Raw genomic sequence first — 26604 nt, 5'->3', positions numbered from 1 at the left:
CGGGAGTGTCTGCACTGCAACACAGACGGTGTCGGAAGACGCGTCGCGACCGTCCGATTCCGGGTGTTGAGCGGCGGTTCGCATCCACGGGCACGATCGACGAAGTTCGCAAACGCCTAGCTACAAGCACGAAGCGAACCACACTGAGCGTCGAGGGAATGAGTTGCGAGCACTGCGAACAGACCGTCCTGTTCGCACCAGGTGTGATACCCTCTCCGAATCCACTTTCGGTCGCAACCCCTTGCTCGCACCTCACATTGGATTCGTAACCAGAACCGAGGTTAAAGGGGCAGTCGTATTTGACAACATGGACCAACCACTCCAGCAACGATGCGGTGGACGACTCCTCGCAACGGTAGCACTGCTCGTGATGCTCGTAGTCGCTTTCAGCGGGCCAGTAGCCGCACACACTGGCGACGACGGCTTCCACCACCACGACGGATGGATGGGGTCCCACGGCGGGGCCTTCGGGTACCTCTGGATGACCCTCTGGATGGTCGTCCTGATTGGTGTTCCGCTGGGACTCGGGTACCTGTTTCTCACCCGCCGCGACTCCAGCGACGTGAGGACCGACGACGCACTGACCGTCCTCCGGCGTCGCTACGCCAAGGGTGAAATCGACGAGGAAGAGTTCGACGCGCGGCGCCACACCCTGCAGGATGGTGAGTGACCCGTGGCCGACGATCACGCTCATCACGATCCGCATAGCGGCCACGACGAGCGCCACGATGACCACGGCGGCACCCACGGAGACGCGGGGAGTGGCCACGGCGACCACGGCAGCGTGCACACTGGTCACGAACAAATGTTTCGTCGCCGGTTCTTCGTCTCGACGCTGCTCTCCGTCCCAGTTCTCCTCTACAGCGAAACCATCCAGTCGTGGCTCGGCTTCTCCGTCCCCGCGTTCCCCGGTAGCGAATGGCTAAACCCCTTCTTCGCCGTCGTCGTCTTCGCGTACGGTGGCGTCCCGTTCCTCAAGATGGCGGTACCGGAACTGAAAGATAGGGCGCCGGGGATGATGACGCTCATCTCGATGGCGATCAGTGTCGCGTTCATCTACAGTCTGGCAAGCGTCGTCTTCCCCACGTCCTCGGCGTTCTTCTGGGAACTGGTGACGCTCATCGACATCATGCTACTGGGCCACTGGATAGAGATGCGGTCGGTGAGGCGGGCTTCCAGCGCACTTGACGAACTGGCGAAACTCATGCCCGACACCGCGGAGCGCGTCACCGATGACGGCACCGAGACGGTGCCCGTCAGTGACCTCTCAGAGGGAGACGTCCTCCTCGTCCGCCCAGGAGCGAGCGTGCCCGCTGACGGCGTCGTCGAAGAGGGTGACTCGGACGTGAACGAGGCGATGATCACCGGTGAATCCAAACCCGTTTCGAAAGAGCCGGGCGATGACGTCATCGGCGGGACGGTAAACGGCGACGGCAGCCTCCGCGTCCGCATCGACGCAACCGGCGACGAAACGACGCTAGCAGGCATCATGCGACTGGTCGACGAAGCGCAGTCGAGCAAGTCGAGGACGCAGGTGCTCGCCGACCGGGCGGCGGGGTGGCTGTTCTACGTCGCTGTCGGTGCAGCCGTCGTAACTGCTATCGCGTGGACGGTGGCGGTGTCGTTCGACGCAACGGTCATCGAGCGCGTGGTGACGGTGCTGGTCATCGCTTGCCCGCACGCGCTCGGCCTTGCCATCCCGCTGGTGGTCGCCATCAATACCTCGCTTGCGGCGCGCAACGGTATGCTCGTCCGGGACCGCATCGCCATGGAGCAGGCTCGTAACCTCGATGCCATCATCTTCGACAAGACCGGGACGCTCACCGAGGGCGAACACGGTGTCGTCGGCATGAGGACGGTATCTGACGTCAGTCAGGACGATGCGCTCGCGCTCTCGGCGGCCGTCGAGAGCGACTCCGAGCACATGATCGCTCGCGCCATCCGCGAGGAGGCCAGCGAGCGAGGTGTGGACGTCCCGGACGCGAGCGGGTTCGAGGCGATGAAAGGCCGCGGAGTCAGGGGAACTGTGGACGGGCAAGCGGTCTACGTCGGCGGACCGAATCTATTGAATCATATCGATAGTGAGGTGCCCGACGTACTCGCTGATTTCGCTGACGAGGCCGGCGAGAACGCACAGACCGTCGTCTATCTCGTTCGAGACGGCGACCTCGTCGCGGCGTTCGCCATGGCCGACGTCATCCGAGACGAGAGCTACAGCGTCGTCGAGGCCCTGCACGACCTCGACATCGAGGTGGCGATGCTGACCGGCGATTCCGAGGACGTGGCAGCCGCGGTCGCCAACGAGCTGGGCATCGACACCGTCTTTGCGGAGGTATTACCCGAAGACAAGGATACGAAGGTCCAGGAGCTCCAGGACGAGGGGAAACTCGTAGGGATGGTCGGTGACGGCGTCAACGACGCACCCGCGCTGACCCGCGCGGATGTCGGTATCGCCATCGGAAGTGGGACGGACGTGGCCGTCCAGTCGGCCGACGTCATCCTCGTCCAGAACAATCCGATGGACGTGGTACGACTGGTGAAACTGAGCAAGGCCAGCTACCGGAAGATGCAGGAGAACATCGTCTGGGCGGCGGGCTACAACGTCTTTGCACTCCCGCTCGCTGCCGGTGTCCTCGCTCCAATCGGTATCCTACTGTCGCCTGCTGTCGGTGCGCTGTTGATGTCGCTGAGTACGGTCATCGTCGCGATAAACGCGCAACTGTTACGTCGGGTCGACCTCTCCGTACCGAGGGTTGCAGGGGTGCGAGCGTCGGATGCCGCACAGCAGGCTGACTGACGGGGACTAGCCCCTTCTTGGGCACCCAACAGGGAAGTCGCCCTCCCTGACTCCACGCGATTGCGTAGAAACGTGGCGAGGCCTCTCGGTGTTACTCGGGAGAGGGTGGAACCACGTGATTCGACGGCTGCTCGCTGACGGTGATTGACTGGGAAAAGACGAATAGTGCCTACGAAAGGCGGGGAGTCGCGTTAGCGCCGCCGGGAGACGAGGAGTGCGGCGGCGATGAGCGCGACGAGGGCGACGATGATGGAGAACCCGGGCGTGGAGCCGTCTGCGGGGGCGTCATCGTCGTCCCCGGGGTCTGCGGTCGTCGGTTCGGTCGTGGTGGGTTCGCTCGTGGTGGGGGCGGGGTCGACCTGGAGTTGGCCCTGGTCGACGCCTGCGACGGCGAGGTCGTAGGTGCCGGGGTCGTTCGCGACGAACGACATCGGGACCGTGATGGTCTCGCCGGCGGGCACCTCGACGAACTTCGTCTCGACGGTCTGGCCGTCGAGTGAGACGGTCGCGTCGTAGGACTGTGCGCGCGTCCCGTTGTTCGTCACGGTGATGGAGGCGGTGACGAGGTCGCCTTCGGTGACGCTGGTGGCGCCGACGTCGACGCTCCCGACGGAGAGCGCGGGGTCGTCGACGACGAGCGCGAACGTCGACAGCCGACTGGTGCTCGCGACGACGTGCCCGGGGGCACCGTCGACGTTGCGTTGCGTGAGCTGCATCCATTCGCCGCCGTCGGTGTCGTACCGGTAGATCTCGACGTCGTCACCGGACTTCAGGAACTCGAAGGTGACCGACCGGAGGTCGGCGGTCGAGAGCGACGAGGTGACCGAGAGGTACCGGACCGCGCGGGCGTCCGACGCGATAGCGGGCGTACCCTCGGGAGGTGCTTCGATGCGTTCGAGCGTCAGGTCGAACGCGAGGTCGTGCTGGATTTTGACGGCGGTGGGGCGCGAGTCTATCGTGATGGACGTGAGTTCGTTCCCGGTGCCGGCCAGGATCGCGGACGGCGGCAGGTCGATGGTCACGGGAACGCCGGCGTTGGCGTCAGCGACCGTCGCTTGTAACCGGTCGCCGGCGTCGTTCTTGGTGACGTCTATCGACATCGGGTAGGGTTCGCTGACGTGGACGACGTCGACGCGCTGGTTCGAGAGCACCATCTTGTAGTCACCCGCTTGGTCGAAGCGGTGGACGAGCGTGGTGCTCGTCTCCGAGAGGTGACCGACGGTGACGCGCTTCTCGGCGAGCAGTTCGCCGTTCGTCGTCAGGAACAGGTTGTACGTGCCCTCGGCGAGACCCTTGTTGCGGAGCGTGACGTTGAACTCCACGGATTCGCCGACCTCGATCTCGGTGCGGTTCACGGACTGTTCGACGACGTTGATGTTCGGGCCGACCTCGAACTCGTTGTTGCTGTCGCTCCCGGACTTCTCGGGGGCGTTGACAGCCTCGAAGACGTTGGTGGCGACGCGCTCCATCGTCCGATCCGCGTTCGTGTCGATGCTCAGCCAGTCGCCGCCGACGTCGTCCGCGAGCGTCCGGAGTTCGTTGTCGCTGCTGCTGTCGCACGGCGGCGAGTGGACGTCGCACGAGCTGGCGCTCGCGCTCGACGGTGAGACGGAGAGGAACGTGTAGTCCTCGAGCCGGTCGATCGCTTGTTGGCGAGTGGCGGCGTCGCTGTCGTCGTCCTCGTCGGTGATGAGGACGATGACGCGTTCCGCGTCGGACCGGTAGTTCATCTCGGTCGCCTTCAGGATGGCGTCGGACGCGCGTTCGGTGTTCCCGGACGGCGAGAAGATCATCGCGCGCTCGATGGCGTCGAAGTCCGACGTGAACGGTTGTCTCACGGTCGCGGACGAGGTGTACGTGACGAGCCCGAATCGCGCGTCGACGTCGCGTTCGAGGAGCGTCCGCTGGAACGTCTGGAGTTCGTTCGCGAGCTCGTACCGTTCCGTGTTCATGCTGTCGGAGCGGTCCATCACGAACACCACGTCGACCTTCTTCGAGGTGGCTTGCGTTTGCGTGGTGGTGCTCGTGGACGCGACGGTGCTGGTGGTTTCGAGCGCGAGCACGCTGTCGTTCGCGGAGAGCGATTCGTTCGAACCGGCGGCGAACGTGGTCGTTGCCGCGGCGACGGTGGAGGTCGTCACGAGCAAGGCGACGAGAACGACGGCGACGCGTGCGAGCGTCGTGGTTTCCGGGCGTCCGGTTGCGGACGCCCTGATGCTGCGAGTTCGGTCGGGTGACATACGGTTCTACGAGGGAGTCGACGGTACCTTGTAACGGGTAACATACCGGTGTGAACGCGTTCCGAACCCGTCCGTAACAGTAGAGTAGTTGATAGGCGGTGCTGGCTGCCGGTTTCGGCCGGAACGAGGCGGATAGGGAGGGACTGAAGGGGTGGCTAGGCGACCTATAACTATCCCCGAGACAGCGGTTCTGTTCGGTAGAACGCCGTGGCTCGCAGTCGGGCGACCGCGGCAGCTATCAGATGACACAGTCCCGCCGTCACAGACCCATCGGTTCGAGAACCCATCGCTATGGCGCCACCTTCGCTCGTTCGGGGGCGTCCCCTCGCTGTCGTGCACGCTCCGGTTCGGAGACCGGGTGCGTCGGCGTCTGCGAGCGCGTCGCTTCGTGTGATCGCGTCGCACCTGCGCCGGGGAGGACGTCGTAGCGATGGTCGGGTTCGAGAACTTCACCGAGCGACTGCTCTCCATCGTGAGCGCTCGCGTGCTGACGCTCGTCATCACGTTCGTCACCACGCCGATCGTCGTCCGGCTCCTGGACCCCGCGGGGTACGGGAACTACGCGGTGCTGTTGTCGGTGTTCACCATCTGGATCCTCCCGGTGAGTTCGGCGGTGACCGAGGGCGTCCAGAAGTACGTCGGCGAGGACCGCGACGGCGACGCGGCCTGGGGCGCGCGCGTCGTCGGGTTCTACTTCCTCTTCGGGGGTGCGCTCGTCGTGGTGTCGGTCGCGCTCCTGCTCGCGTTCACCGCCCTCGGCGGGGCCGCGTGGCTGTTCGGTGACTCGTTCACGCTGTACTTCTACCTGCTCGCCGCGTTCGTGCTCGTCGCGCAGTTCCGCGCGATCGGCTACCACGCGGTGCTCGGGTTCGGGAACGAGAAGGCGACGGCGACGTTCGACGTCGCGAAGAAGTTCCTGACGATGGCGGTCGGCATCACGCTCGTCGTCACCGCCGGGATGGGGGTCGCGGGGATGCTCGTCGGGCACGTCGTCGCGAACGTCATCATCGCGGTGGCGGCAGCGTTCATCGTCGTCCGGACCGCAGACCTGTCCGCGGTCACGTTCCAGTCGATGCGTGAACTCCCGCTGCGGGAGCTCGTCGCGTTCAATGCCCTGAACGTCGTGCTCGTGTTCCTCGTCTTATCGATGGCGCACGTCGACGTGCTGATGCTGCGGACGTTCGGGTCGCCGGAGTCGACCGGGTTCTACAAGGCGGCGTTGAGTACGAGCGAGTACCTCTGGATCGTCCCGATGGCGCTCCAGACGGTGCTCTTGCATTCGAGTTCGAGCCTGTGGGCGGAGGGCCGGACCGAGGAGTTGTCGCGTATCGCGAGCCGGTTGACGCGCTACACGCTCCTGCTCGTGGTCCTGATGGCGCTCGGGATGGCAGTGCTCGTCGACCGCTTCGTCCCGTTGTACTTCGGTGCGGAGTACGAGGCGTCGATCGTCCCGTTGCTCGTGCTTCTCCCGGGCGTCGTCGGGTTCGCGGCGGCGCGGCCGCTGCAGGCGATCGGGCAGGGGTCGGGGAACCTCCGGACGCTCATCGTCGCGGTCGGTGGCGCCGCCGGCCTGAACTTCGCCCTGAACGCGCTCCTCATCCCGCAGTACGGGATGATGGGGGCGGCGGCGGCGACGAGCGTCGGGTACGGGTCGATGTTCGCGTTCCTCCTGTGGTCCGCGTACCAGCTCGGGTACGACCCGCTCCAGGACGTCCGGCCGGTTCGACTCCTCGCGACGGCGGTCATCTCCGCGCCGGTCGTGTGGGGCGTGAACGAACTCGTAACGAACGACGTGCTCGCGCTCCTCGTCGTCCCGCCGATCGGGTTCGTCGTGTACTTCGTCGCCGCCGTCGGCGTCGGCGCCGTCGGTATCGACGAGGTGCAGTCCATCGCGGACCGCGCACCGAGCCGACTCGCCGCGCCGCTGCGCGCCGCGCTCTCGTGGGTCAGCTGAGACCGACTGTTTCGGTCTCGGACCGGAGCGAAACAGTATCGATTATCGCCGTAATCACGTCATTACCACGGGTGTCTGCGTCGTCGGTCGGGTCGAATGACAGAGATCCGCGCGTTCCGTCGGCGCGACGACCTCGACGCGTTCCTGTCGCTATACGAGCAGGTTTTCGGGCGGGCTCGCGACGCCGCGTGGTTCGACTGGAAGTACGCGTCCGGGCCGACGATGTCCGCACCGACGGTCGTGGTCGCGGTGAGCGACGGGACGGACGGCGCCGCGGCCGGTGACCTCGTCGGTGCACGACCGTTCCTCCCGATGCAGCTCGCGGTCGGCGACCGGCGCGTGATCGCGGTACAGCCGGTGGACGCGATGGTGCACCCGGACGCTCGCCGCCAGGGCGTGTTCACCGCGATGACGGAGTGGGCGCTCGCGGCGTTCGAGACGAGCGAACCCGCGCTGTGCTTCAACTTCCCGAACGAGGCGGCCGCGGCGGGTAATCGACGACTCGGCTGGCGGAAGGTCCAGGAGCGAGCGTCGTTCTATCGGTTCGTCGACCCGGCGCGCGTCGCCGAGTCCGCCGACCTGCGTCCGCTCGCGAAGGCGGCGGCGTCGGCGGTCGCTCCGGCCGTGTCCGGGTACAACGCGATGCGGCGTGCGATGGCGCCGGACGCGGACGCGGTGACGGTGCGTCGGGAACCCTCGGTCCCGGTCGCCGAGCTCGCCGCGCGGTATCGGGCGCGACCGCCGGACGCGATCCACGTGGTTCGAGACGCTGCGTTCTGGGAGCACTGCACGGCGAACCCCGATTGGCGGTACGAGGCGTACCTCGCGGACGACGACGAGAGCGCACTCCTGCTCGGCCGGTCGACGCGACCGGACCGCGCCGTCGCACGAGTGACTGACGTCCTGCCACCGGGCGCGGAGCGTTCGCGGGCGGCGCTCGCCGCGATGCTTCATCGTGCGCTCCAGGACCACGACGACGCGGCGCTGGTCGTCGCACCACCGCTCGCGGGCGCCACCGACCTCCTCGCCGACTTCGGGTTCCTCTGCGACCGCGACCCGCCGCTCAGTTACGTCACAACGCCGACGAACCACTTCGTGCGGACGCTCACGGACGAATGGAGTATCGACGGTGTCGACATCGACGACGCGGAAAACTGGACGCTGACGTTCGTCGAGCGCGACACGACCTGACGGAGTCCTGGTGCGCGAGGCGACCGTCGTGCCGCGAGCCGCGGTGGTCAGTTCGGGAGTAGCAGTTGGCAGTTCGGGAGTAGCGAGAAGGAATACGGACGGGAACAGGAGCCGGGGTCAGGATCGCGGCTCGTCAGTCGAGCTTCGAGCGTGCGTACCCAGCGGGGAGTCGTCCCTCGTCGACGACCTCGATGGCCGAGAGCGGGTACGTCTCGGCGGGCGGTGCGGGGTCGAAGAGGCCGCGGGTCGCGCCGACCGTAGCGAGACTCTTCGTCAGCACGAACTGGACGGCGCCGCGGACGCCGAGTTTCTTCGCGACGATCGCGAACGCGAACGCGGACGCTGCGACCCAGCCGACGACCGCGACCGTGCTGAGTATCGAGAGCACGCCGACCGTGAGCCACGCGAGCAGCGCGAACTTGAACCGCTGGCGCGCGACGAGTTTCGCGAGGACCCTGGGCTTGCGGGCGGCGTACCGGATGGCCTGACCGACGCCGTGATAGTAGCCGGCGCGCCACCGTCGGAACGGCTCCTCGAGCGGGTCGCCGAGCGGGTGAACCGCGGAGACGTCCGGAAGCCGGACGAGCCGGTACCCGGCGGCGGTGAGTCGGTACCCGACGTCGACGTCCTCGTACGACCGCAGGTAGGGCGCGAACCCGCCGACTGCCTCGAGCGCATCGCGCTCGAACAGCATCACGCCCCCGATCTTGTCGACCTCGCGTACCTCCGGGTGCCGGGTCTCGTTCAGGCAGCCTTCCACGCCCGCGACCGCGTGCGTGTCGAGGTACTCCGTCGCGGCGCCGAGCCAGTCCTCGGTGAGTTCCATGTCGCCGTCGACGTGCAGCACGCGGTCGCCGCGGACGACCGCGTCACCGACGTAGCGACCGGCGCCACACGACACCGTGTGTTCCTCGGGGATGCGCAGTATCGTGACCGGGTACTCGCGTGCGATGTCGACCGTGCGGTCCGTCGACGCGGAGTCGACGAGCACGACCTCGAACGGCCCGAGGCCGTCCGCGGCCCTGAAGACCGATTCGAGACACGGACGGATGCGGTCGGCTTCGTTCTTCGCTATCACGACCACCGAGAGTTCGGGGGTCTCGCCGGGCGAGACGAGGTCGTCTGGAATCGCGGTACTGACTGAGTTGGTGGTTTGAGGCGTCATGCTGGGTTGAACGTACCGTCTTGGAGGACGGCGTTGTCGATGTGCCACGAACCGCGTGGCGTGACGATGGTCGTGTTTTGAACGAGGACGTCCGACCGAACGGCGACGATCGGGTTCCGGTCGGTCTCGATGTACGAGTCGACGATACGGCAGCCCTCTGCGTCGGCGAAGTAGATACCGCCGCGGGTGTCCCCTCGCTGTTGGAACGCGCAGTTCCGGAAGACGGTGCCGTCCCGACCGAAGAGGGTGGCGGCGTAGGACCCGGACGCGTCGCCGGTGACGGTGACGTTCTCGAACTCGAGCGGGTCGTAGTCGTCGGCGTCCGGACGGAACGCGTGGATGGCGGGGACCTTGCGCGTGTCGACGTGGACGGCGGTGTTCCGGACGACGCCGCCCTCGTGTGCGCCGTGGGAGACTATCGCGCCGAAGCTCTCCGAGACGCCAGCGCCCATGGTGACCGAGCAGTCCTCGACGAGCTGGCCGCGGCGGTCGCGGAGGCGGATACCGCGCGCGTTCGGCTGGTAGCCGTCCGGGATCGACTCGATGGTGACGTGCACGTCGCGCGCGGTCGACCCGGTCGTCCCGAGTCGCACGTTCGAGATGTTGTTGTTCGTGTACGACCCGCCGACGACGTGCACGGGACCGTTCCCGTTGTTGTCGAGGCCGGGCGTCGAGGCGTAGAGGCCGTTGTCGGTGAACTCGGAGATGTCGCAGTTCTCGAACGTGACCTCGCCGGCGTGCTCGTGGCCGACGTAGATGCCGGTGAGCTGTCGGTCGTCGTCGTGCGACGCCGCGATGTTCTTCACGAGCGCGCTCGCGTCGGGGTTGACGACGTCCAGACGGAAGATCGCGATCTGGCCGTCGCAACTCCCCGAGAAGCGAGCGTTCTGGACCGTGACGTCGCCGTCGGCGATGAATCTGACCTCGCCGCCGGCGCCGTCCGCGGTGAAGTCGACGTCGATGCCGTCGAACAGCACCCCGGAGACGTCCTGGAACCAGAGGTACGGGCGGTCCGTGCAGACGCCGGCGGGCGCGACGAACGTCGCGCGTTCGCTGGACGCGGACGCGATCGCGAAGTCGCTGACGTCCTCGAGCTTCAGTGGGTCGAGGCGGTACGTGCCAGCGGGGAACGACAGGAGCGTGTCCGGTTGCGCGTACATCTCGATGACGTCGTTCACGGGGCGCTTGCCGGTCGGGTCCGCGCCGACGGACTCGGCGTCGATGACGGACCCGTACTCGTCGGCGTGCCTGACGTCGGGTTCGCTGGGTTCGACGTCCGTGGGTTCCTCCGGTGGCTCCCCCTGGGACGGTGCCGCCGTTCCGTTCGAGTCCCCGGGGACGACGCCTGGGTTCCGCTGGTCGTCGTCGGGTGGCATGTCGTAGACTTCGGTTGCGCCGTACCCGAGAAGACCGATGGCACCGACGGCTCCTGCTGCTCTGAGAACGTCTCGACGATTCATTCGGGCCTTCAATCCTGTGCGAGACGCTGGCGGGTCATTGTTATGCATCAGTTAGCCCCCGCTGGTCGAGATGCGGCTATCGGCGACCGTTCGCGTCCGTGACCGCACGAGCCGACCCGGTCGTCGCCGGAGGGAGGGCGTCGTTTCACGGTCCGAGACGCGCTAGCGTCGGTCGTGGAGAGCCGTCGAGTATCGGGGACGTTCACGGACGTAGAGTCGCCATCTTCGCGCTTTGTTATGGCGAACCTACACCGCTTCCGTCACGGGAAATCGACGCCGAAAACGAGGTGGTTGGGGCCGGTCAGTTCGAACGGAAGCCGTCGTACCCGGGGATGATGTCCGAGTACGTCACGCTCGCGCCCTCACCGTAGTAGTTGTCGTAGAACGACATGTTCGTCCAGTCGGAGACGTTCTCCTGGACGATGGTCTGGCCGCCGACGTCCGGGTCGCCGTTCGGGTCCGGCGCGTTGTCGTTGAAGAACCAGTTGTCCGTGATGACGGCCTGGTCCGGGACGTCCCGGATGTCGACCGCGTGGTTCAGGTTCCCGTCCCACTCGCGGTAGACGGTCTCCACGATGTTGTTGTGGATGTCGTAGTCGCCGCCCGCGGGCGAGTGCACGTCGATGTTGTGCATGACCTCCGTCGGCCCGAAGTGGTTGTATCGGAGCGTGTAACTCCCCTCGGCCTCGCTCATCGCGACCGAGTGCCGGTTGTAGTTGAAGTAGTTGTACTCGATGACGGGGTCGGCGTCCTCGACGTGGACGCCGTACCCGAGCCCGTCCTTGTTGTTCTCCACGATGACGTTGTGATGGATGTGGCCGCGCGAGCCGTTCTCGGGGCCGACGCCGTCGTACGTGAACCCGAACACCTTGCAGTTGTCGAGTTCGCCGTCGCCGAACATCTTCACGCCGCTCGTGTCCGACGGCCCACCGGTGTCCGAACCGGGGTGAGCGCCGCGGAGACGGATGCCCGTGAACCGGCCGGTGCCGTGGAGGTAGAACGTGTCGTCGACGTCCTCCTCGGTGTAGAGGAGCGCGCCCGCGGACCCGCTGACGCCGCGGTTCGACGCGAGCGTGACGCCGTCCGGGATGTCGAGACTACTCCAGCCGAGGTCGAGGTTCTCGTCACCGGGGACGAACACGACCTCGCCCGAGCTCGCGGCGGCGAGCGAGTCCTCGAGTTCGGACGCGGTCCGCGCGATGAGGTTCGCGTCGTCGCGCGTCACCGTCCGGCCGTAGCCGTCGCCGCCACCGATGGGTTCGGTGCTCGACGTCGACCCGTCGTCGCTGCCGCCGTCGCTCCCGCCGTCGCTCCCGCCGTCGCTCCCGCCGTCGGCCGGCGGTTCCTCGCCGAGGAGGTCGTACGTCGTCGTGAGCTGGCCGTTCAGGTACAGCGAGAACGTGCCCTCCATCGGACTGAAGTCGAGCGCTTCGCCCTCGTACTCGAGGGTGTCGCCGTAGCCGTTCCCGGTGAGGCCCGTGACCGTCCACGTCCCGTCGCTGTTCTGCGTGACGGAGTCGTTGCTCTCCGCGGAGTTCGTGCCGTTGTCGAGCACTTTCGTTATCTCGCCGGACGTCGTCATCGTGTACTCGACGCTGCCGTCCGTCGGCGTCGTGATCTTCAGCGTCTTCGACGGGACCTCCTGGCCGGTGAGGTCCGGGACGGTGATCTCTTGGCCGTCGAGATAGAGCGTGAAGTCGCCCGTGACGGGCGTGAACTCGACGGCGTCGCCGAGGAACTCGACGGTGTCGCCGTAGCCGTTCCCGGTGAGGCCCGTGACCGTCCACGTCCCGTCGTCGTTCTCCGTGACGGTGTCGTTTTCCTCCGCGGAGTTGTCGCCGTTGTCGAGCACCTTCGTTATCTCACCGGTCGCGGTGAACGTGTACTCGACGCTGCCGTCGCTCGGCGTCGTGATCTCGAGGAGGTGCGGGGTCGGTTCGGTCGTGCTGCCGTCGTCGCTCCCGCCGTCGACGGTGAGTTCGTCGACCGTGACCTCTTCGCCGTTGAGGAACAGCGTGAACGTCCCGGTCTCGGGGAGGAACGAGGAGACGTCGCCGGTGAGGTCGAATGCGTCACCGTAGCCGTTCCCGGTGAGGCCCGTGACCGTCCACGTCCCGTCGTCGTTCTGTGTGATCGAGTCGTTGCTCTCCGCGGAGTTCTTGCCGTTGTCCGTGACCTTCGAGGGTTCGCTCGTGGTCACGAACTCGTACTCGACGCTCCCGTCTGCGGGCGTGACGATCTCGAGCAGGTCGCCGTCGGTCTTCTTCGTCGTGTTGTCGCGATAATCGATGGTTACCTGCACCGAACCGTCCACTTGGAGGCTCGAGAGGGAACCGTTGAAGTCGTACGCGTCACTGTCGCCGGTGACGGTGCCGCTCGCGGAGGCCGCGGCGACCTCGTCGCTGTTCTCGACGCTGTCCTTGGGGGAGATGCCGTCGGTGACGCCGAAACTGTAACTCGCTTCCACGGACGAGTCCGTTCCGGTGAAGGTTATCGTGTTCTTGTACTTGGGGGTTGCTGCGCTTCCACGGATGCTTGCAAGCGTCGTTCCCACCGTCGTGACGCCCGCGAGCTGCATGAGTCGCCGCCTACCGAGTCGTCGGGGGTGTTCGTCGGATTCGGTGCCGTTAACCGCACCATTACGGTCCACCATACCCAGGTATCCACGCCTTACCTACTAAGTCGGTTTTTACGGGTATACCACCGGAATGCGACCGGTACTGACCGCTCGGCGGGATTTGGTTACCAGATGCCAACGGAGATAGCCATTGGGCCGAGTGGGTCGAGAGACGCCAGAAACCCGTTTCTACGCGGAGTAAGAGGTCCTTACCGCCAGTATCGAGGGCTAGAGAAGCCGTGACACGGCCGTCCGCGCGAATCCCGGGGCGCGACGTCTAGCGGGTTGACACGAACCGGACGGGCCGCGGTATGGCCGACCTTCCAGCGAGCAGGACCGCGGCCGCGACCGCCGAACCCGTCGTTAGGACCGCGACCGGCGGCGTCTCTCGCTGACGGACCCGGGTCGATGCAACCAGCAGGCCCGCCACGGGCCAGGGCACGCCAGTCGAGACCGCGACGGAGACGGCGACGACCAGCGGGTACGCGACCCATTACTTAACCCGGAGAGCGGGTTCTATCCGTCGATGCGGACGGACATAGCTCACGACGAACCGTCGAGGGACCACGGCGAGCGGCCCGTCCGCCCGCAACCCGCGAAGCGACCGTTCCACGACCTCCCGGGTGCGCTCACGCGCGTGACCGCGAGCGACGTCGCCGCCGGACTCGCCGCGCACGCGCTCGGACGGGGGCGCACCCAGTTCGTCGACGAGATCCGCGCGTTCCTCGACGCCGACAGCGCCGGGACGTACTCGTCGTACCGGCGGGCCCTCGGCGCGGCGCTCCGCGCGCTCGCCGCGACCGACGCGCGCAAGCGGACGGTCCTCCTGCCCGCGTTCTGCAGTTCGGACTTCGTCGACGCCGTCGACGGCGTCGGCCTGAACGTGCGACGGTACGACGTCGACCCGGAGACGCTCGGTGCGGACGTCGAGTCGCTGCGCGACGCCGTCGACGACGACGTCCTCGCCGTCGTCGCCGTGAACGTCCTCGGCTACGTCTCAGACATGGTCGCGATGCGTTCGATCGCCGACGACGCGGACTGCTTCCTCCTCGAAGCGCTCGGGTACGCCCTCGGCGCGAGCTACGACGACCGGCGACTCGGAACGTACGGGGACGTGAGCGTCCTGAACTTCCAGCAAGGGAAACCCATCCCCGTCGGCGGTGGGATGGCGGTCAGCCGCCACCCCGACGTCGCGTTCACCGACGTCGGCCGGGAGCCGGCGCCACCGAACGTCGCTGCGCTCGCCGGATACGCGCTCGTCCAGGACCCGCGGCGGTACTACGCGTACTCGCGACTCGCCGCGGAGGTCGACAGGAACACCGACGGCCACCACCACGTGACGACGCATCCGGACGCGAAGGACGGCGTCGCGTACGACGCGGACGCCACCTTCCCGACCATGTCGAACTTCCAGTGCGCCGTCGCGCGCCGCGTGTTCGCTCGCAACCGCCAGGAGCGCCGCGAGCGCGCGCGGAACGCCGCAGCGTACGCGACCGCGTTCGCCGACCTTCCACAGGTCCGCGCCATCCGCCCGCTCCCAGGGGTCTCGGACCACCAGTGGGTGCGGTTCGGCCTCCTCGTCGACTCGCACGAACGCCGGAACGAGATCGCGTACACGCTCGACGCACACGGTATCGAGACGTCGCGGCTCTACGACTGGCCGAAGGTCGACGCCGACGCGTTCCCGGGTGCGCGAACGCTCCAGCGACGCATCCTCCCGCTCCCCACGCACCACCTCGTCGACGGCGCGGACCGCGAACGTATCGTCGAACTCGTCGCGCACGTCTGCGAAGCCTACGACGAGAAACTCGACTGACCTGTCGACCCGGCCGACCGCCGCCAAGGACACTCAGCCGCTCGGTAGGACGCTATTTACTACACTCCAGTCTCGCGTTCGTCAGGGTATGCGAAACCAAGTTCGGAGCGGTGGGTCCGTCGTCGTTCCAGCGGTGAACGCGGCGCACGCCGCGACCGTCCTCCGGTCGCTCGGACGACGCGGCGTTCACACCATCGCGATATCGGAGACCGACGACACGCCAGCGTTCTGGTCGCGGTACTGCGACGAACGCGTCCGCGTCCCCGACCCGAAGACCGACGCGGACGGCTATCGAGACGCGCTGCTCGCGCTCGCGCGACGCGACGCCGTCGCGGCGATCGTCCCGATGCGCGAAACCGACCAGTTCGTGCTCTCGAAGTACCGCGACGAGTTCGCGGCGGCGGGCGTCGGGACCGTGTGGCCGACGATGCCCCAGTTGCGCGCGGTCCACGACCGCTTCGAGCTGTTCGCCGCCGCGGAGCGCGCGGGCGTCCCCGTCCCGGAGACGCAGCTCCTCACCGACGTCGAGGACTGGGACCGCGAACGCATCGTGAAAGGTCGGTGGGCGCTGCTCGCGCACGACTACGACGACCGGTTCCCCGTGAACGGGTTCGCGTCGCCAGCGAAGACGATATTCCTGGAGCCCGGCGAGGAGCCGGACGTCGACGCCATCGTCGACGCGATGGGGCACGTCCCGATAGCGCAGGGGTTCGTCGACGGCGTCGAGTACTGCATGCGAGCGCTCTACCACGACGGCCAGCCGGTGGCGACCAGCCAGAAGCGCCTCGTTCGCGGCTACAAGTACTCGCGCGGCCCGAGCATCTACCACGAGGCGGTCGACATCCCGGAACTCGAACGTCTCGGGCTCGCACTCCTGGACGAACTCGACTGGGAGGGCATGGCTTCCGTGGGATTCCTCCGGGATAGCGACGGGACGTTCAAGCTCCTCGAGGTCAACCCGCGGTTCCCGGCGAGCCTCCCGATGGACGTCCACGCGGGCGTCGATTACCCCGGACTGTACTGGGAGCTCTCGACGACCGGCGAGACGTCGACGCCCGTCGATTACCGCCCGGGGACCGCGACCCACCTGCTGCGCGGCGAACTCGTGCACCTGCACAGCGTGCTCACCGAACCGAACCCGCTCGTCGACCGGCCGTCGGCGCTCCGGACTGCCGCGAGCATGGCCGCGTCGTTCGTCACGCACCCGCGCTTCGACCACCTCGACCCGCGCGACCCCGGGCCGTTCCTCCGTGACGTCGTGAACGCCACCAAGTCGGCGACGAAATCGATCCTCGAGAAGGTCACTCGACGAGGGGGCGCGAGGACCGAGACCGGATCAGGACCGAGCGACCGAACGTCCACCGCCGTCTCGAGCGACGACCCTGCGGTGACGCGCTCGACGACCGCTGACAGCGCTACCACCGACCTGGACGACGTAGCGACGGCAGGAACGACGGAGACCACTGAAGAACAAGCCGACCAAACGAACGACGACCCCCGCGCCGCCACCGACTGAAGCCACACCGCCAACCACCACAGTTACGGCTCCAGCCCCGACGCGCCTCCGCCGTCACTCACCGATTTCTCACCGACAACAGTCACCCGCGACCTGGTTCTCACTACCCCAGTCATCGATGACGAACGCTGGGCGAGACGAGGGACGGTACAGCGAAGGAACGAGCGCACGAAGAGAGTGTTCGACGCAGGGGTGGCGTCGCCGTCAGCGACCGCGGCCGTTCCCTCGACCTCGCCCGCGACTAGTTCCCTCGGGGTCGTCCTCCTTGCCGCCGCCGCGTTCCCAGCTGCCGGTGACGATGCTGGCGTCGCACTCGTACGCGGCCTTGTTTACGTCCTCGAGCGCTTCCTCGACGCAGTCCGCGTCGAAGAACGACGGCGCGTCCGAGTTCGTCGCGCAGGCGTGCTCGTTGACCGCCCAGCACGACGGCCTGTCGAATGCTTCGCTCCAGTTCTGCCCCACCGACAGTCGGTTGTACGTGATGACGCCGAGGACCTTCTCGCCATCGTCCACGGCGAGCTTCAGCACCGCGAGGTCGCCGTACTGGCCGGGGACGGTCGTGGCGTTCTCGTGAGTGGCGAGGAGTTCCCGGCACTCGAGCGTGCCGTCATCGTGGCCGACGACGACGTGGACCACGGGCGGGCGCGAGACGGACAGGTCGACCGTCCCGTCCTTCAGGTCGCCCTGGGTCGTTATCACCCAGACCTCGGTGCAGCCCTTGAACTCGATCTGGAGGCCGTTCCAAGCGAGCGCGCTCCCGGAGAACGCGCCGAGTGCGGTCGCGCCGACGATGGAGCCGGCGGTGAGGCCGAGCATTCGACGTCGGTTCATCGATAAGGTTCCATCGTCCGGTGTTTGTTGCATGATGGTCGGTTCTGGGGACGCGGAGTAGACGTATTGTTATGCGATGGGCTTCGGTCGGTGGTCGAGTCCCCTCGATTACTGACCGACGTGATAGGGTGGGCCTACGAGCCGAGAGTAGCCGGGAGGAAGGACGAGTGGGGTGCGAGCCGGAGCGAGAGTCAGGCTATCGTCTGGGTCGGTTCGGACTCGAGGACGCGGTCGGCGACGTCCCGCATCGTCTCGACGACGAGGCCGTCCTCGTCGCGGCGACGGGCGACGTGCGCGACGATCGCTTCCAGGCGGGCGCGGCCGGCGTCGTCGACGACGTTGTTCGGGTGCAGCCAGAGGTGGCAGACGCCGTCGCCGTCGGCGGCGCGGTCGATGGCGTCGGTCGCCTGACGGACGACGGGGTCGGTCCAGACCGACGCGAGCACGTCCCGGGGCGTCCCCTCGAACCCGAACAGGAACAGCGACGGCGGGATGTCGACGAGTCCGTGCTCGTCGACGCGCGGTTCGACGAGCGGCACCCGCCGAGGGTCGAGGACTGCGGCGACTTTTCGTGCGGTGCTTGCGAGCCCGGTCCCGCTGGGAGGCCCTGCGCTCCGATACGACCGGAAGCCGTACTTCGCGAGGCGGTCGCGGTGGTCGACGGCGTTCCGCGGGAACACGAACGATTCGAGCGCGAGCCCCTGGTCGGCGGCGACCGCTATCGCGCGAGCGAGGTCCGCGTCGACGAGTTCCGGCGTGACCTCGGGGTGGTCGAAGGGAACGTGCGCGAACGTGTGCGAGCCGATGTCGTGGTCGACGGCGGCGTTCCGGACGGCGGCGACGAGGTCGGGCGCGAACCGGACGTCGTGACGGGCACCGAGCGCGCCGGTCTCGTGCGCGAACCACCCCGCTGGCGCGTCGAGGTCGGCGTGTCGTGCGTCGCAGTCGTCGAGGAACAGGTGGCCGACGATCGCCCACGTGGCGGGAACGTCGTACTCGTCGAACAGGTCGACGAGCCACGTCCAGGCGTCGCGAGCCGCGTCGATGCGGTCCATCGGCGGGTCGTCGAAGTCCGGGAAGCCCCAGGCGAGTTCCGCGTCGAGCGAGAACACGACCGAGCCCACGTTATCGGGCCCCTCCGGTCGGCTGTCGTGTGGTTGCTCGTGGATACATGGGCGAGTGGAGAGCGCGTGAAGGGTTAGTTACGGTGCGCCTTCGCAACCAGTTACGGGGTCCACGAGCAGACACCGGTCCGTGGACCGGATTCGAGCGACTGCACGGCCGTCAGTACGTGCCTGTCGCTGGCAAGCAGAACATAACAATACGTCTACCAGCGGGAGTTCTCTCCGTGACTTATCGACGCCGAAGAACAGTTCGGAGCCCGCCACCGACCGACGTGCAGGGAGCGTTCACGGTAACAGCGAGTTACCGAGAACGCGAGTGCCGGAGCGACGCCGACGCCGGGCAGTTGGAACGCGCGGGAAGCGAGGGAGAGCGATGAGCGGTCGTCGCGAACGCATCCCCGCAGGCGTCGTCGGCGTGGGGAGCATGGGCCGCCAGCACGCTCGCGTGTACGCGGAACTCCCCGGCGTCGAACTCGTCGGCGTCTACGACGCCAACGAGGCGTGCGCCGAGGAGGTCGCGGACGACTACGAGACCGACGCGATGACGCTCCCCGACTTGCTCGACGCGGCGCGCGTCGTGTCGGTCGCGGTCCCGACCGAGCACCACTACGACGTCGTGAAGACGTGCCTCGAGCACGACGTGCACGTCCTCGTGGAGAAGCCGTTCGTCGAGGAGCGCGAACGCGGCGAGGAGCTCGCGACGCTCGCGCGCCAGCGCGGCCTCGTCCTCCAGGTCGGGTACATCGAGCGGTTCAATCCGGCGACGCGCGTCCTCCAGGACGTCGTCCCTGACCTCGACCTCATCGCGTTCGACGTGCAGCGCCTCGGGCCGCCGATCGACCGCGACATCAAGGACAGCGTCGTCCTCGACCTGATGGTGCACGACCTCGACATCCTCCTGTCGCTCATGGATTGCGACGTCGCGTCCGTCTCGGCGGTCGCGCACGACCCGCAGTACGTCGTCGCACAGCTCGTCTTCGAGGACGGGACGGTCGCGTCGCTCACGGCGAGCCGGCGGACCCGCCAGAAGATACGCGAGCTGTCGGTGACCGCGGAGTCCTGCCGGGTGAACGTCGACTTCATCCGGCAGTCGGTGAACATCCACCGCGAGTCGTTCCCCGAGTACCTGGAGACGAACGGCGACATCCGGTACCGCCACGAGAGCGTCGTCGAGCAGCCGATGGTGGAGAACGGTGAGCCGTTGAAGGCCGAGCTCCAGTCGTTCGTGAACGCCGTCCGCGAAGGCAAGCCAGCGGAGGTGACGCCGGAGGACGCGCTCCGCGTGCAGGCGCTCGCCGAGCGCATCGAAGCGCTGGCGCTCGTGGGACGCAAGGAGGTGACCGCGCGATGACCGGCGAAGGGACGATGCGCGCGGTCGACGCGCCGCGTCGGGCGGCGTACGACCCGTCTGCGTCCGACGCGGAGCTCCGCGAGGCGTTCCTCGCGGGCGAGATCCCCGTCGCCGTCTACGGTCTCGGGAAGATGGGCCTCCCGCTCGCTGCGGTGTACGCCGACGTCTGCGGGAACGTCACGGGCGTCGACGTCGACGAGTCCGTCGTCGAGACCGTCTCGGGCGGCGGCTGTCACGTCGAACGCGAGCCCGGACTCCCGGACCTCGTCGCCGACGTCGTCGACCGCGGCGCGCTCTCGGCGACGAGCGACCCGGTGGCCGCGGCGCGAGCCGCGAGCGTCCACGTCGTCATGGTCCCGACGCTGCTGGACGGTCACGAGCCCGACCTGTCGACGGTCGAAGCGGCGCTCGAGAGCATCGGCGCTGGCCTGTCGCCCGGCGACCTCGTCGTCGTCGAGTGCACGGTCCCGCCGCGCACGACCCGGGACGTCGTCGTTCCGACGCTCGCCCGCATCAGCGGCCTGGAGGTCGGCGAGTTCGGCGCGGCCGCGTGCCCGGAACGCACGTCGAGCGGTCGCGCGCTCGAGGACGTCCGCGGCGCGTACCCGAAGGTCGTCGGTGGCGTCGACGCCGAGAGCACGCGCGTCGCCTCGATCATCTACGGCGAGATCACGAGCAACGACGTCATCGCGACGACCGACGCGGCGACCGCTGAAGCGGTGAAGGTGTTCGAGGGCGTGTACCGCGACGTCAACATCGCGGTCGCGAACCAGCTCGCGCGCTACGCGGAGACCCTGGACGTGGACGTGAACGAAGCCATCGAGGTCGCGAACACGCAACCGTACTGCGACATCCACACGCCCGGGCCGGGCGTCGGCGGGCACTGCATCCCCGTCTACCCGTACTTCCTCGCGGGCGCGTTCCCCGAGGTCGACGCCGGCCTCCTGCACGCCGCCCGCGACGTGAACGATTCGATGCCCGAGCACACGGTCGCGCTCCTCGAAGCGATGCTCGACGCGCACGGCGTCGACGGCGACGCGCCGACGGTCCTCCTGCTCGGGCTCGCGTACCGCGGGAACGTCGCCGAACTCCGATACTCGCCGGGGCCGGTCGTCGCGCGCGAACTCGCCGCCACCGGGGCGCGCGTGCTCGCAGCGGACCCGTTCGTCGACGACTGGACCGAGTTCGAGGGCGTCGAGCGCGTCCCGATGGACCTTCTCGACAGCCAGAACGTGGACGCGGTCGCGGTGCTCGCGGGCCACGACGAGTTCCGCGACCTCGACTGGGCGGCGTTCGACGCACCCGTCATGGACGGTCGCTTCCTCCTCCCGGAGGACGTCGACGCACCAGTGTACACGGTCGGTGGGAGGTGGCCGCGATGACGAGCATCGACGCGGTCACCGTCGACGAGTTCGAGCAGTTCGTCGACGGCGAGCGCGACGCCGAACCGAAGCGCATCCTGTTCAACGTCGGCCACCCGGCGCAGGTCCACCTGTTCCGGAACGCCATCGCGGACCTCGAGGCGATGGGCCACGAGACGCTCGTCGCCTCCCGCCACAAGGAGGTCGCAATCGACCTCCTGGACGCGTACGACATCGAGCACGTCCCGATGACCCACCAGGCGGACTCGTTCCCCGGGCTCGTCTGGGAGATGTTCGTGAACGAGAAGCGGCTCTACCAGCTCGCACGCGAGTTCGAGCCGGACGTCATCGTCAGTCGCCTCGCGCCGCCGCCGGTGCACGTCTCGAAGCTCGTCGGCTGCAAGAACCTCATCGTCTGCGACACGCTACGGGGGTCGATGGCGCTCCGTCGCATCCAGCACGCGATGACGCTGCGCTGGGTGGACCGCATCCTCGTCCCCGACCAGTTCCAGCTCGACATCGACCCCGGGAAGCGCCGGCACCTGCCGTTCCAGGAGCTCGCGTACCTCCACCCGAAGCACTTCACGCCCGACCCGTCGGTCCTGGAGAAGCACGGCATCGACCCCGACGAGCGGTACTTCCTGCTCCGGCTCACGGGCTGGGGCGCGTACCACGACGCCGGCCACAGCGGCCTCTCTCCGGAGGGGATGCGCGAGCTCGTCGAGTTCCTCGAGGACCACGGGACGGTGTATCTCTCCGCGGAGGAGGGCGTCCCGGAGGACCTCCAGCACCTGACGCTGTCGACGCCCCCGGAGGACGTCCATCACGTGATGTACTACGCGGACATGTACCTCGGCGACTCGTGCACGATGTCGGCTGAGGCCGCCATCCTCGGGACGCCCGCCATCCGGACGAACTCCATCGTCGGGACGACCGGCGAGATGATCTACAAGGCCCTGAAGCGGTACGGGCTCCTGCAGTCCATCCGCGACGAACGGAAGGCCATCGAGGCCGCGAAGGACCTCGTCCTCGATCCGCCGGACCGCGCGGAACTCCAGCGGCGCCGCGAGTGGATGCTCGACGAGCAGATGGACGTGAATCGCGTGATGGTCGACGAGATCCTCGCGATAGCGGGGACCTCGCGCGAGGCGAGCCCGCGACCGCTCGAAGCTCGCGACGAGGACGTCGAAGCGGCCGTCGCGACCGTCGGTGTCGACGACGACGTCGACGGTACCGACACCGTCGATGGCGACCCCGACGACGACCTGCGAGCGAACGACGAACCCCACATGGAGGCGACCGACGGCGGCACTGACTTGGTGGACCGCACCGAAACGGAGGGTGACGATGCCTGAGGAACGAACCGAATCCATCTCGGTCGAACTCCCGAAGCACGTCGTCAAAGCGGTCGAATCCCGACTGCCCTACACGCAGTACGAGTCGGTCGACGAGTACGTCGCGGTCGCTATCGAAGCACTCCTCCGCGAGGTCAACGACCCGACCGAGGAGGCGCCCGACGACACGCCCGCGGCCGAGGACGTCGACGTCGACGCCGAAGCCCTCGAAGAGCGATTGAACTCCCTGGGCTACCTCTGAGACGGATATCCGCCGTCCCCCGAGGAACTCGCTCTCGTTCTCCGTCCACCAGCGACCGAACTCGCTCTCGTTCTCCGTTCATCACGCTCTCACAGAAGCTACCGTTCGCGGGCTCGTCCACGGACCGTCAGGAGCGCATTCGAACAGGACGAGCGTCGCGCTGCAGGACGAGCGTCGGACTGCAGGACGAGCGTCGGACTGCAGGACGAGCGTCGCGCTGCAGGACGAGCGTCGGACTGTAGGACGAGCGTCGCGCTGCAGGACGAGCGTCGGACTGCAGGACGAGCGTCGCGCTGCAGGACGAGCGTCGGACTGCAGGACGAGCGTCGCGCTGCAGGACGAGCGTCGGACTGTAGGACGTGCTTCCTGCTGTTCGAGCGAGCGCGCTCGTGCCGTGCGATGACGCCGTCGCTCTGTGGTGGTAGTGCTGTGAGAATGTGGGTCGTCGTCCGTCGCCGCTAGCGACCGACGAGAACTAGTTTACTTGCGGACGAGGTTCGTCGCGCGCGGTCCCTTGGGGGACGATTCGATGTCGAACTCAACTTCCTGACCCTCTTCGAGGTCCGGGCCGCCGACGTCCTCCATGTGGAAGAACACGTCCTCGTCGTCGTCGAGGTCGCCGTCGTCAGTCGAGATGAAACCGTAGCCGCCAGTGTCGTTGAAGAAGTCAACCTTACCGTTTGCCATTGCGAATGTACCCAGCGCCGCTGGAGGGATAACCCTTCCGAGGGTCGGGGTACCACGACCCGTCCACGAGGTTACCGCGTCGCTGTGTTCGCGAACCCGATAGTTGCGGGGGTGAGGGTGCGTCAGAGCGCAGTATCGTGCAGTCCGGAATCTGGACGCTCTCTGCGAGAGAATAGCAGGCGCGTCGTCGTGCGTGCCGGTCAGAAGTCGCCGTTGGCTGCGACGACGCGCGTCCCGGCGTCGAGCCGCGCGGTCTCCGCGACGTGGTCGTCGTACCTGCGGAGGACGCGCTCGAGCCGATGCCGGACCGCCTGGTGGTCGGTGGAGACGTCCGTCGTCTCGTCCGGGTCGGACGCAAGGTCGTAGAGGACGACTCGGTCGTCCGAGCGAACGAGCTTGAAGCGGTCGTCGCGCGCGGCGACGTGCTCCCCGGCTTCGCTCGCGGCGACGACGGGGTCGCCGGAGCGGTCGGGCTCGAACGTGCCCGTGTCCGCGATCTCGGTGAGAACCCGCGGGATCGATGCGAGCGACGTCGGGTCGTCGACGCGTTCGGCGCGGTCGAGCCCGTGCACGAGGTACGGGACGTGCACGTTCTCCTCGTAGAGCTCGCGGTGGTGATGCCCGAAGTTCCCGTGGTCGCCGAACGACTCCCCGTGGTCCGAGTGAACGACCGTGACCGGGTCGGCGTGCGCGAGGTCGCGCTGGAGGGCGTCGAGGAACGCGTCCGCGGCGCGGACGGTGTCGCGATAGCTCCGTTGCGTCGCGCGGATCGCTCGCGGCGGCATCGAGTCCTCGGTGCCGCGCATCGCACCCTGCGAGACCGCGGTACTGTAGTACATCCCGAGCGCCGACTGTTCGACGCGGTGCTCGCGGGTCGTCACGAACGGGAAGTGCGTGTCCATGAGGAACACCCAGAGGAAGAACGGCTCGGGCGCGTCGGCGACCGCCGCGAGCACGTCGTCGTAGAACGACCCCCATTGCGCGAAGAACGACGACCCCGTGAGCATGTCCTTCGCGAGCTCGAACGCCTTCCGGTCGGGGTTCTCGCCGAGGACGCGCGTCGCGACGCGGTCCCGTAACCGCTCGGAGTCCCCGGACGCTTCCGAGAAGTCCACGAAGTGATCGAACCCGCGGTCGAACCCGGAGATCGTGGACGTCCACGGGTTCGGACTGAACCCGATGGTCGTGTACCCGCGGCGCTTGAGGCGCTCGGGGAGCGTCTCGTAGCGCGTGACGTGGTTCTCGATGGCGCCCATGCGTCGCGCCCAGTGCGAGGAGGCGTCGACGGCGTCGAGCGAGTTCGGCGGGCGGTACTCGCCGGTGAACGCGACGGGCATCGACGAGAACGTCTGCGGGCCGGGCGCGATCGCTTGCGTGAACGCGACGCCGTCCGCGGCCATCGCGTCCATCGTCGGCGTGAGCTCTCGGTCGTCGCCGAGGTACCCGCAGTGGTCCGCGCGGAGGCTATCTATCGAGACGAGGACGAGGTTCGGTGGTGACTGTGGCATGAGTTCGTTGCGAGACCCGAGGACTCGGGTTCGTTGCAGTTACTGGGTTCAAGACGTGCCGGTGGCTTTGTTAGGTGGCGGCAACTCCGGGGTGCGCGAGCGTTCGAGGAGCGCTCGGGTCGGCAGGACGACCGTGCCGTCGCCGCGACGGTGCTCTCGTCTGACGTTCTCGACTGAGGCTCGCAGCAGGGAGCGGGTAGGTCGGCCATAACAATCCCTGTACGACTGCTTTATCGACCAACTACACTCTCATGCGCGTACTCACACTCGTGACGAACGACGAAGCCGAGTTCTTCCGGCAGCAGGTCGCGGTCCTCGAAGCCCAGGGCGTCGAGGTCGACGTCCTGCCGGTGCCGGGGAAGCGGGTGACGACGGACCACGCCGACCGGTCCCGTTCCGTGCTCGACTACGTCACGTACTATCCAGCGGTGTTGAAGGCGTCGTTCGGTGATTACGACGTCCTGCACGCGAACTACGGGCTGACGGGGCCCGCGGCGCTCGCGCAACCGAACCTCCCGGTCGTCCTCACGCTCTGGGGGTCGGATATCCTCGGGAAGCCCGCGCCACTCAGTCGGTTCTGCGCGAAGCACGCGGACGCCGTCATCGTGATGACGGACGAGATGGCGGCGGCGACGGGCACGGACTGTCACGTCATCCCGCACGGCATCGACCTGGACGTCTTCAGGCCGTTCTCCGGTGAGGTGGCGCGCGACGTCCTCGGCTGGCGGCAGGACGTCAAGCACGTCCTCTTCCCGTACGCGAAGCAGCGTGCGGTGAAGGATTACCCGCGAGCGGAACGCATCGTCGACGCGGTCCGAGAGCGACTCGTGACGCAACCGCTCGCGGTCGAGGTCGGCGACGGCGTTCGGTCGGTGCGCGCGGACGCGACCGACGGGACCGCGGACTCGACGGGCGACGGTGGACGCGGTGCCGACGGAACCGGCGTCGTCGGTGACGTCGAGCTGCACGCGATACACGGCGTCCCCCACGACCGGATGCCGCTGTACCTGAACGCGGCCGATGCGGTCCTGTTGACCTCGAAGAGCGAAGGGTCGCCGAACGCGATCAAGGAGGCGCTCGCGTGCAACGCACCGGTCGTATCGACGCCGGTCGGGGACGTCCCCGATCTCGTCGACGGCGTCCGGAACGCCGCGGTCGCGAGCACCGACGAGGGCCTCGTCGACGCGCTCGCGACGGTCCTCGAACGCGGCGAGCCCTCCGACGGTCGCCGGAAGATGACAGAACTATCGGCCGAACGGATGGGCGAACGCATCCGAGCGGTCTACGAATCGGTGGCAGAATGAGCGACCGGACGCCCGTAGTCCCGAACGGCTCGAAGCGCCGCTCCGTCATTCCTACCACCGGTATGACGGACATAACGAAGCCTATC

19 protein-coding genes are annotated in these 26604 nt (G+C 67.4%); 11 read left to right on the top strand and 8 right to left on the bottom strand.

Annotated features, from left to right (window positions below; all coding sequences use genetic code 11):
- The first annotated feature begins 307 nt into the window (after positions 1 to 307).
- Both VYJ16_RS17005 and VYJ16_RS17000 read left to right on the top strand, forming a co-directional pair.
- Positions 308 to 670: an SHOCT domain-containing protein gene (locus VYJ16_RS17005; RefSeq protein ID WP_336351508.1), complete on the top strand. Its 363-nt coding sequence runs from the start codon at positions 308 to 310 to the stop codon at positions 668 to 670.
- A 135-nt stretch (positions 671 to 805) separates the two neighbouring features.
- Positions 806 to 2797 (top strand): copper-translocating P-type ATPase, encoded by a 1992-nt coding sequence (locus tag VYJ16_RS17000; protein WP_336351507.1) that lies wholly within the window; start codon positions 806 to 808, stop codon positions 2795 to 2797.
- A gap of 191 nt (positions 2798 to 2988) precedes the next feature.
- Here VYJ16_RS17000 and VYJ16_RS16995 read toward each other — a convergent pair whose 3' ends face one another.
- The gene (locus tag VYJ16_RS16995; RefSeq protein ID WP_336351506.1) at positions 2989 to 5037 is read right to left on the bottom strand and encodes a VWA domain-containing protein; all 2049 of its coding nucleotides are present in this window, start codon (positions 5035 to 5037) and stop codon (positions 2989 to 2991) included.
- Positions 5038 to 5467: 430 nt separating this feature from the next.
- Here VYJ16_RS16995 and VYJ16_RS16990 point away from each other — a divergent pair, with 430 nt between their 5' ends.
- Positions 5468 to 6991, top strand: a complete 1524-nt coding sequence (locus VYJ16_RS16990; RefSeq protein ID WP_336351505.1) for a lipopolysaccharide biosynthesis protein — start codon at positions 5468 to 5470, stop codon at positions 6989 to 6991.
- A gap of 96 nt (positions 6992 to 7087) precedes the next feature.
- Positions 7088 to 8182 (top strand): GNAT family N-acetyltransferase, encoded by a 1095-nt coding sequence (locus VYJ16_RS16985; RefSeq protein WP_336351504.1) that lies wholly within the window; start codon positions 7088 to 7090, stop codon positions 8180 to 8182.
- A gap of 133 nt (positions 8183 to 8315) precedes the next feature.
- Here the strand turns inward: VYJ16_RS16985 and VYJ16_RS16980 are convergent, their stop codons facing one another.
- From VYJ16_RS16980 to VYJ16_RS16970, 3 genes are all read right to left on the bottom strand, one after another.
- A complete protein-coding gene (locus VYJ16_RS16980) occupies positions 8316 to 9347 on the bottom strand; it encodes a glycosyltransferase family 2 protein (protein ID WP_336351503.1) in 1032 nt (343 codons plus the stop codon).
- Positions 9344 to 10723: a right-handed parallel beta-helix repeat-containing protein gene (locus VYJ16_RS16975; RefSeq protein WP_336351502.1), complete on the bottom strand. Its 1380-nt coding sequence runs from the start codon at positions 10721 to 10723 to the stop codon at positions 9344 to 9346. Before VYJ16_RS16975 ends, VYJ16_RS16980 begins: the two co-directional genes overlap by 4 nt.
- A gap of 385 nt (positions 10724 to 11108) precedes the next feature.
- Positions 11109 to 13460: a hypothetical protein gene (locus VYJ16_RS16970; protein WP_336351501.1), complete on the bottom strand. Its 2352-nt coding sequence runs from the start codon at positions 13458 to 13460 to the stop codon at positions 11109 to 11111.
- Between the two features lie 490 nt (positions 13461 to 13950).
- Between VYJ16_RS16970 and VYJ16_RS16965 the strand changes: the two genes are divergently transcribed.
- Positions 13951 to 15240 carry a DegT/DnrJ/EryC1/StrS family aminotransferase gene (locus tag VYJ16_RS16965; RefSeq protein ID WP_336351500.1) on the top strand — a complete coding sequence of 430 codons (1290 nt, stop codon included), beginning with the start codon at positions 13951 to 13953 and terminating at the stop codon, positions 15238 to 15240.
- A gap of 88 nt (positions 15241 to 15328) precedes the next feature.
- Positions 15329 to 16756 (top strand): carboxylate--amine ligase, encoded by a 1428-nt coding sequence (locus tag VYJ16_RS16960; RefSeq protein WP_336351499.1) that lies wholly within the window; start codon positions 15329 to 15331, stop codon positions 16754 to 16756.
- A gap of 204 nt (positions 16757 to 16960) precedes the next feature.
- On the opposite strand, the gene VYJ16_RS16955 is transcribed toward VYJ16_RS16960, so the two are convergent.
- Both VYJ16_RS16955 and VYJ16_RS16950 read right to left on the bottom strand, forming a co-directional pair.
- Entirely contained in the window at positions 16961 to 17587 is a 627-nt protein-coding gene (locus VYJ16_RS16955; RefSeq protein WP_336351498.1) for a hypothetical protein, read from the bottom strand.
- 191 nt (positions 17588 to 17778) lie between these two features.
- On the bottom strand, positions 17779 to 18699 hold the full coding sequence (locus tag VYJ16_RS16950; protein ID WP_336351497.1) for a polysaccharide deacetylase family protein: 921 nt from the start codon (positions 18697 to 18699) through the stop codon (positions 17779 to 17781).
- A gap of 385 nt (positions 18700 to 19084) precedes the next feature.
- On the opposite strand from VYJ16_RS16950, the gene VYJ16_RS16945 reads away from it, so the two are divergent.
- From VYJ16_RS16945 to VYJ16_RS16930, 4 genes are read left to right on the top strand one after another with little or no spacing between them, the layout of a single operon-like run.
- Positions 19085 to 20062 (top strand): Gfo/Idh/MocA family protein, encoded by a 978-nt coding sequence (locus tag VYJ16_RS16945; RefSeq protein WP_336351496.1) that lies wholly within the window; start codon positions 19085 to 19087, stop codon positions 20060 to 20062.
- The gene (locus VYJ16_RS16940; RefSeq protein WP_336351495.1) at positions 20059 to 21444 is read left to right on the top strand and encodes a nucleotide sugar dehydrogenase; all 1386 of its coding nucleotides are present in this window, start codon (positions 20059 to 20061) and stop codon (positions 21442 to 21444) included. The genes VYJ16_RS16945 and VYJ16_RS16940 overlap by 4 nt, the downstream gene beginning before the upstream one ends.
- Positions 21441 to 22778, top strand: a complete 1338-nt coding sequence (locus tag VYJ16_RS16935) for a DUF354 domain-containing protein (RefSeq protein WP_336351494.1) — start codon at positions 21441 to 21443, stop codon at positions 22776 to 22778. Before VYJ16_RS16940 ends, VYJ16_RS16935 begins: the two co-directional genes overlap by 4 nt.
- The gene (locus VYJ16_RS16930) at positions 22771 to 23019 is read left to right on the top strand and encodes a hypothetical protein (protein WP_336351493.1); all 249 of its coding nucleotides are present in this window, start codon (positions 22771 to 22773) and stop codon (positions 23017 to 23019) included. Before VYJ16_RS16935 ends, VYJ16_RS16930 begins: the two co-directional genes overlap by 8 nt.
- A gap of 480 nt (positions 23020 to 23499) precedes the next feature.
- On the opposite strand, the gene VYJ16_RS16925 is transcribed toward VYJ16_RS16930, so the two are convergent.
- Together VYJ16_RS16925 and VYJ16_RS16920 are read right to left on the bottom strand one after the other, a co-directional pair.
- Positions 23500 to 23706, bottom strand: coding sequence for a cold-shock protein (locus VYJ16_RS16925; protein ID WP_227133045.1), 207 nt, complete (start codon positions 23704 to 23706; stop codon positions 23500 to 23502).
- 200 nt (positions 23707 to 23906) lie between these two features.
- Positions 23907 to 25214 carry a sulfatase gene (locus VYJ16_RS16920; RefSeq protein WP_336351492.1) on the bottom strand — a complete coding sequence of 436 codons (1308 nt, stop codon included), beginning with the start codon at positions 25212 to 25214 and terminating at the stop codon, positions 23907 to 23909.
- 251 nt (positions 25215 to 25465) lie between these two features.
- On the opposite strand from VYJ16_RS16920, the gene VYJ16_RS16915 reads away from it, so the two are divergent.
- Positions 25466 to 26518: a glycosyltransferase gene (locus VYJ16_RS16915; RefSeq protein WP_336351491.1), complete on the top strand. Its 1053-nt coding sequence runs from the start codon at positions 25466 to 25468 to the stop codon at positions 26516 to 26518.
- The last annotated feature ends 86 nt before the right edge of the window (positions 26519 to 26604 follow it).

The organism is Halorubellus litoreus, from assembly GCF_037081675.1.
GTDB classification, from domain to species: Archaea; Halobacteriota; Halobacteria; order Halobacteriales; family Natrialbaceae; genus Halorubellus; species Halorubellus litoreus.
The sequence above is the reverse complement of the archived record's forward strand: the minus strand, read 5'-3'. Positions and strand labels throughout refer to the sequence as shown.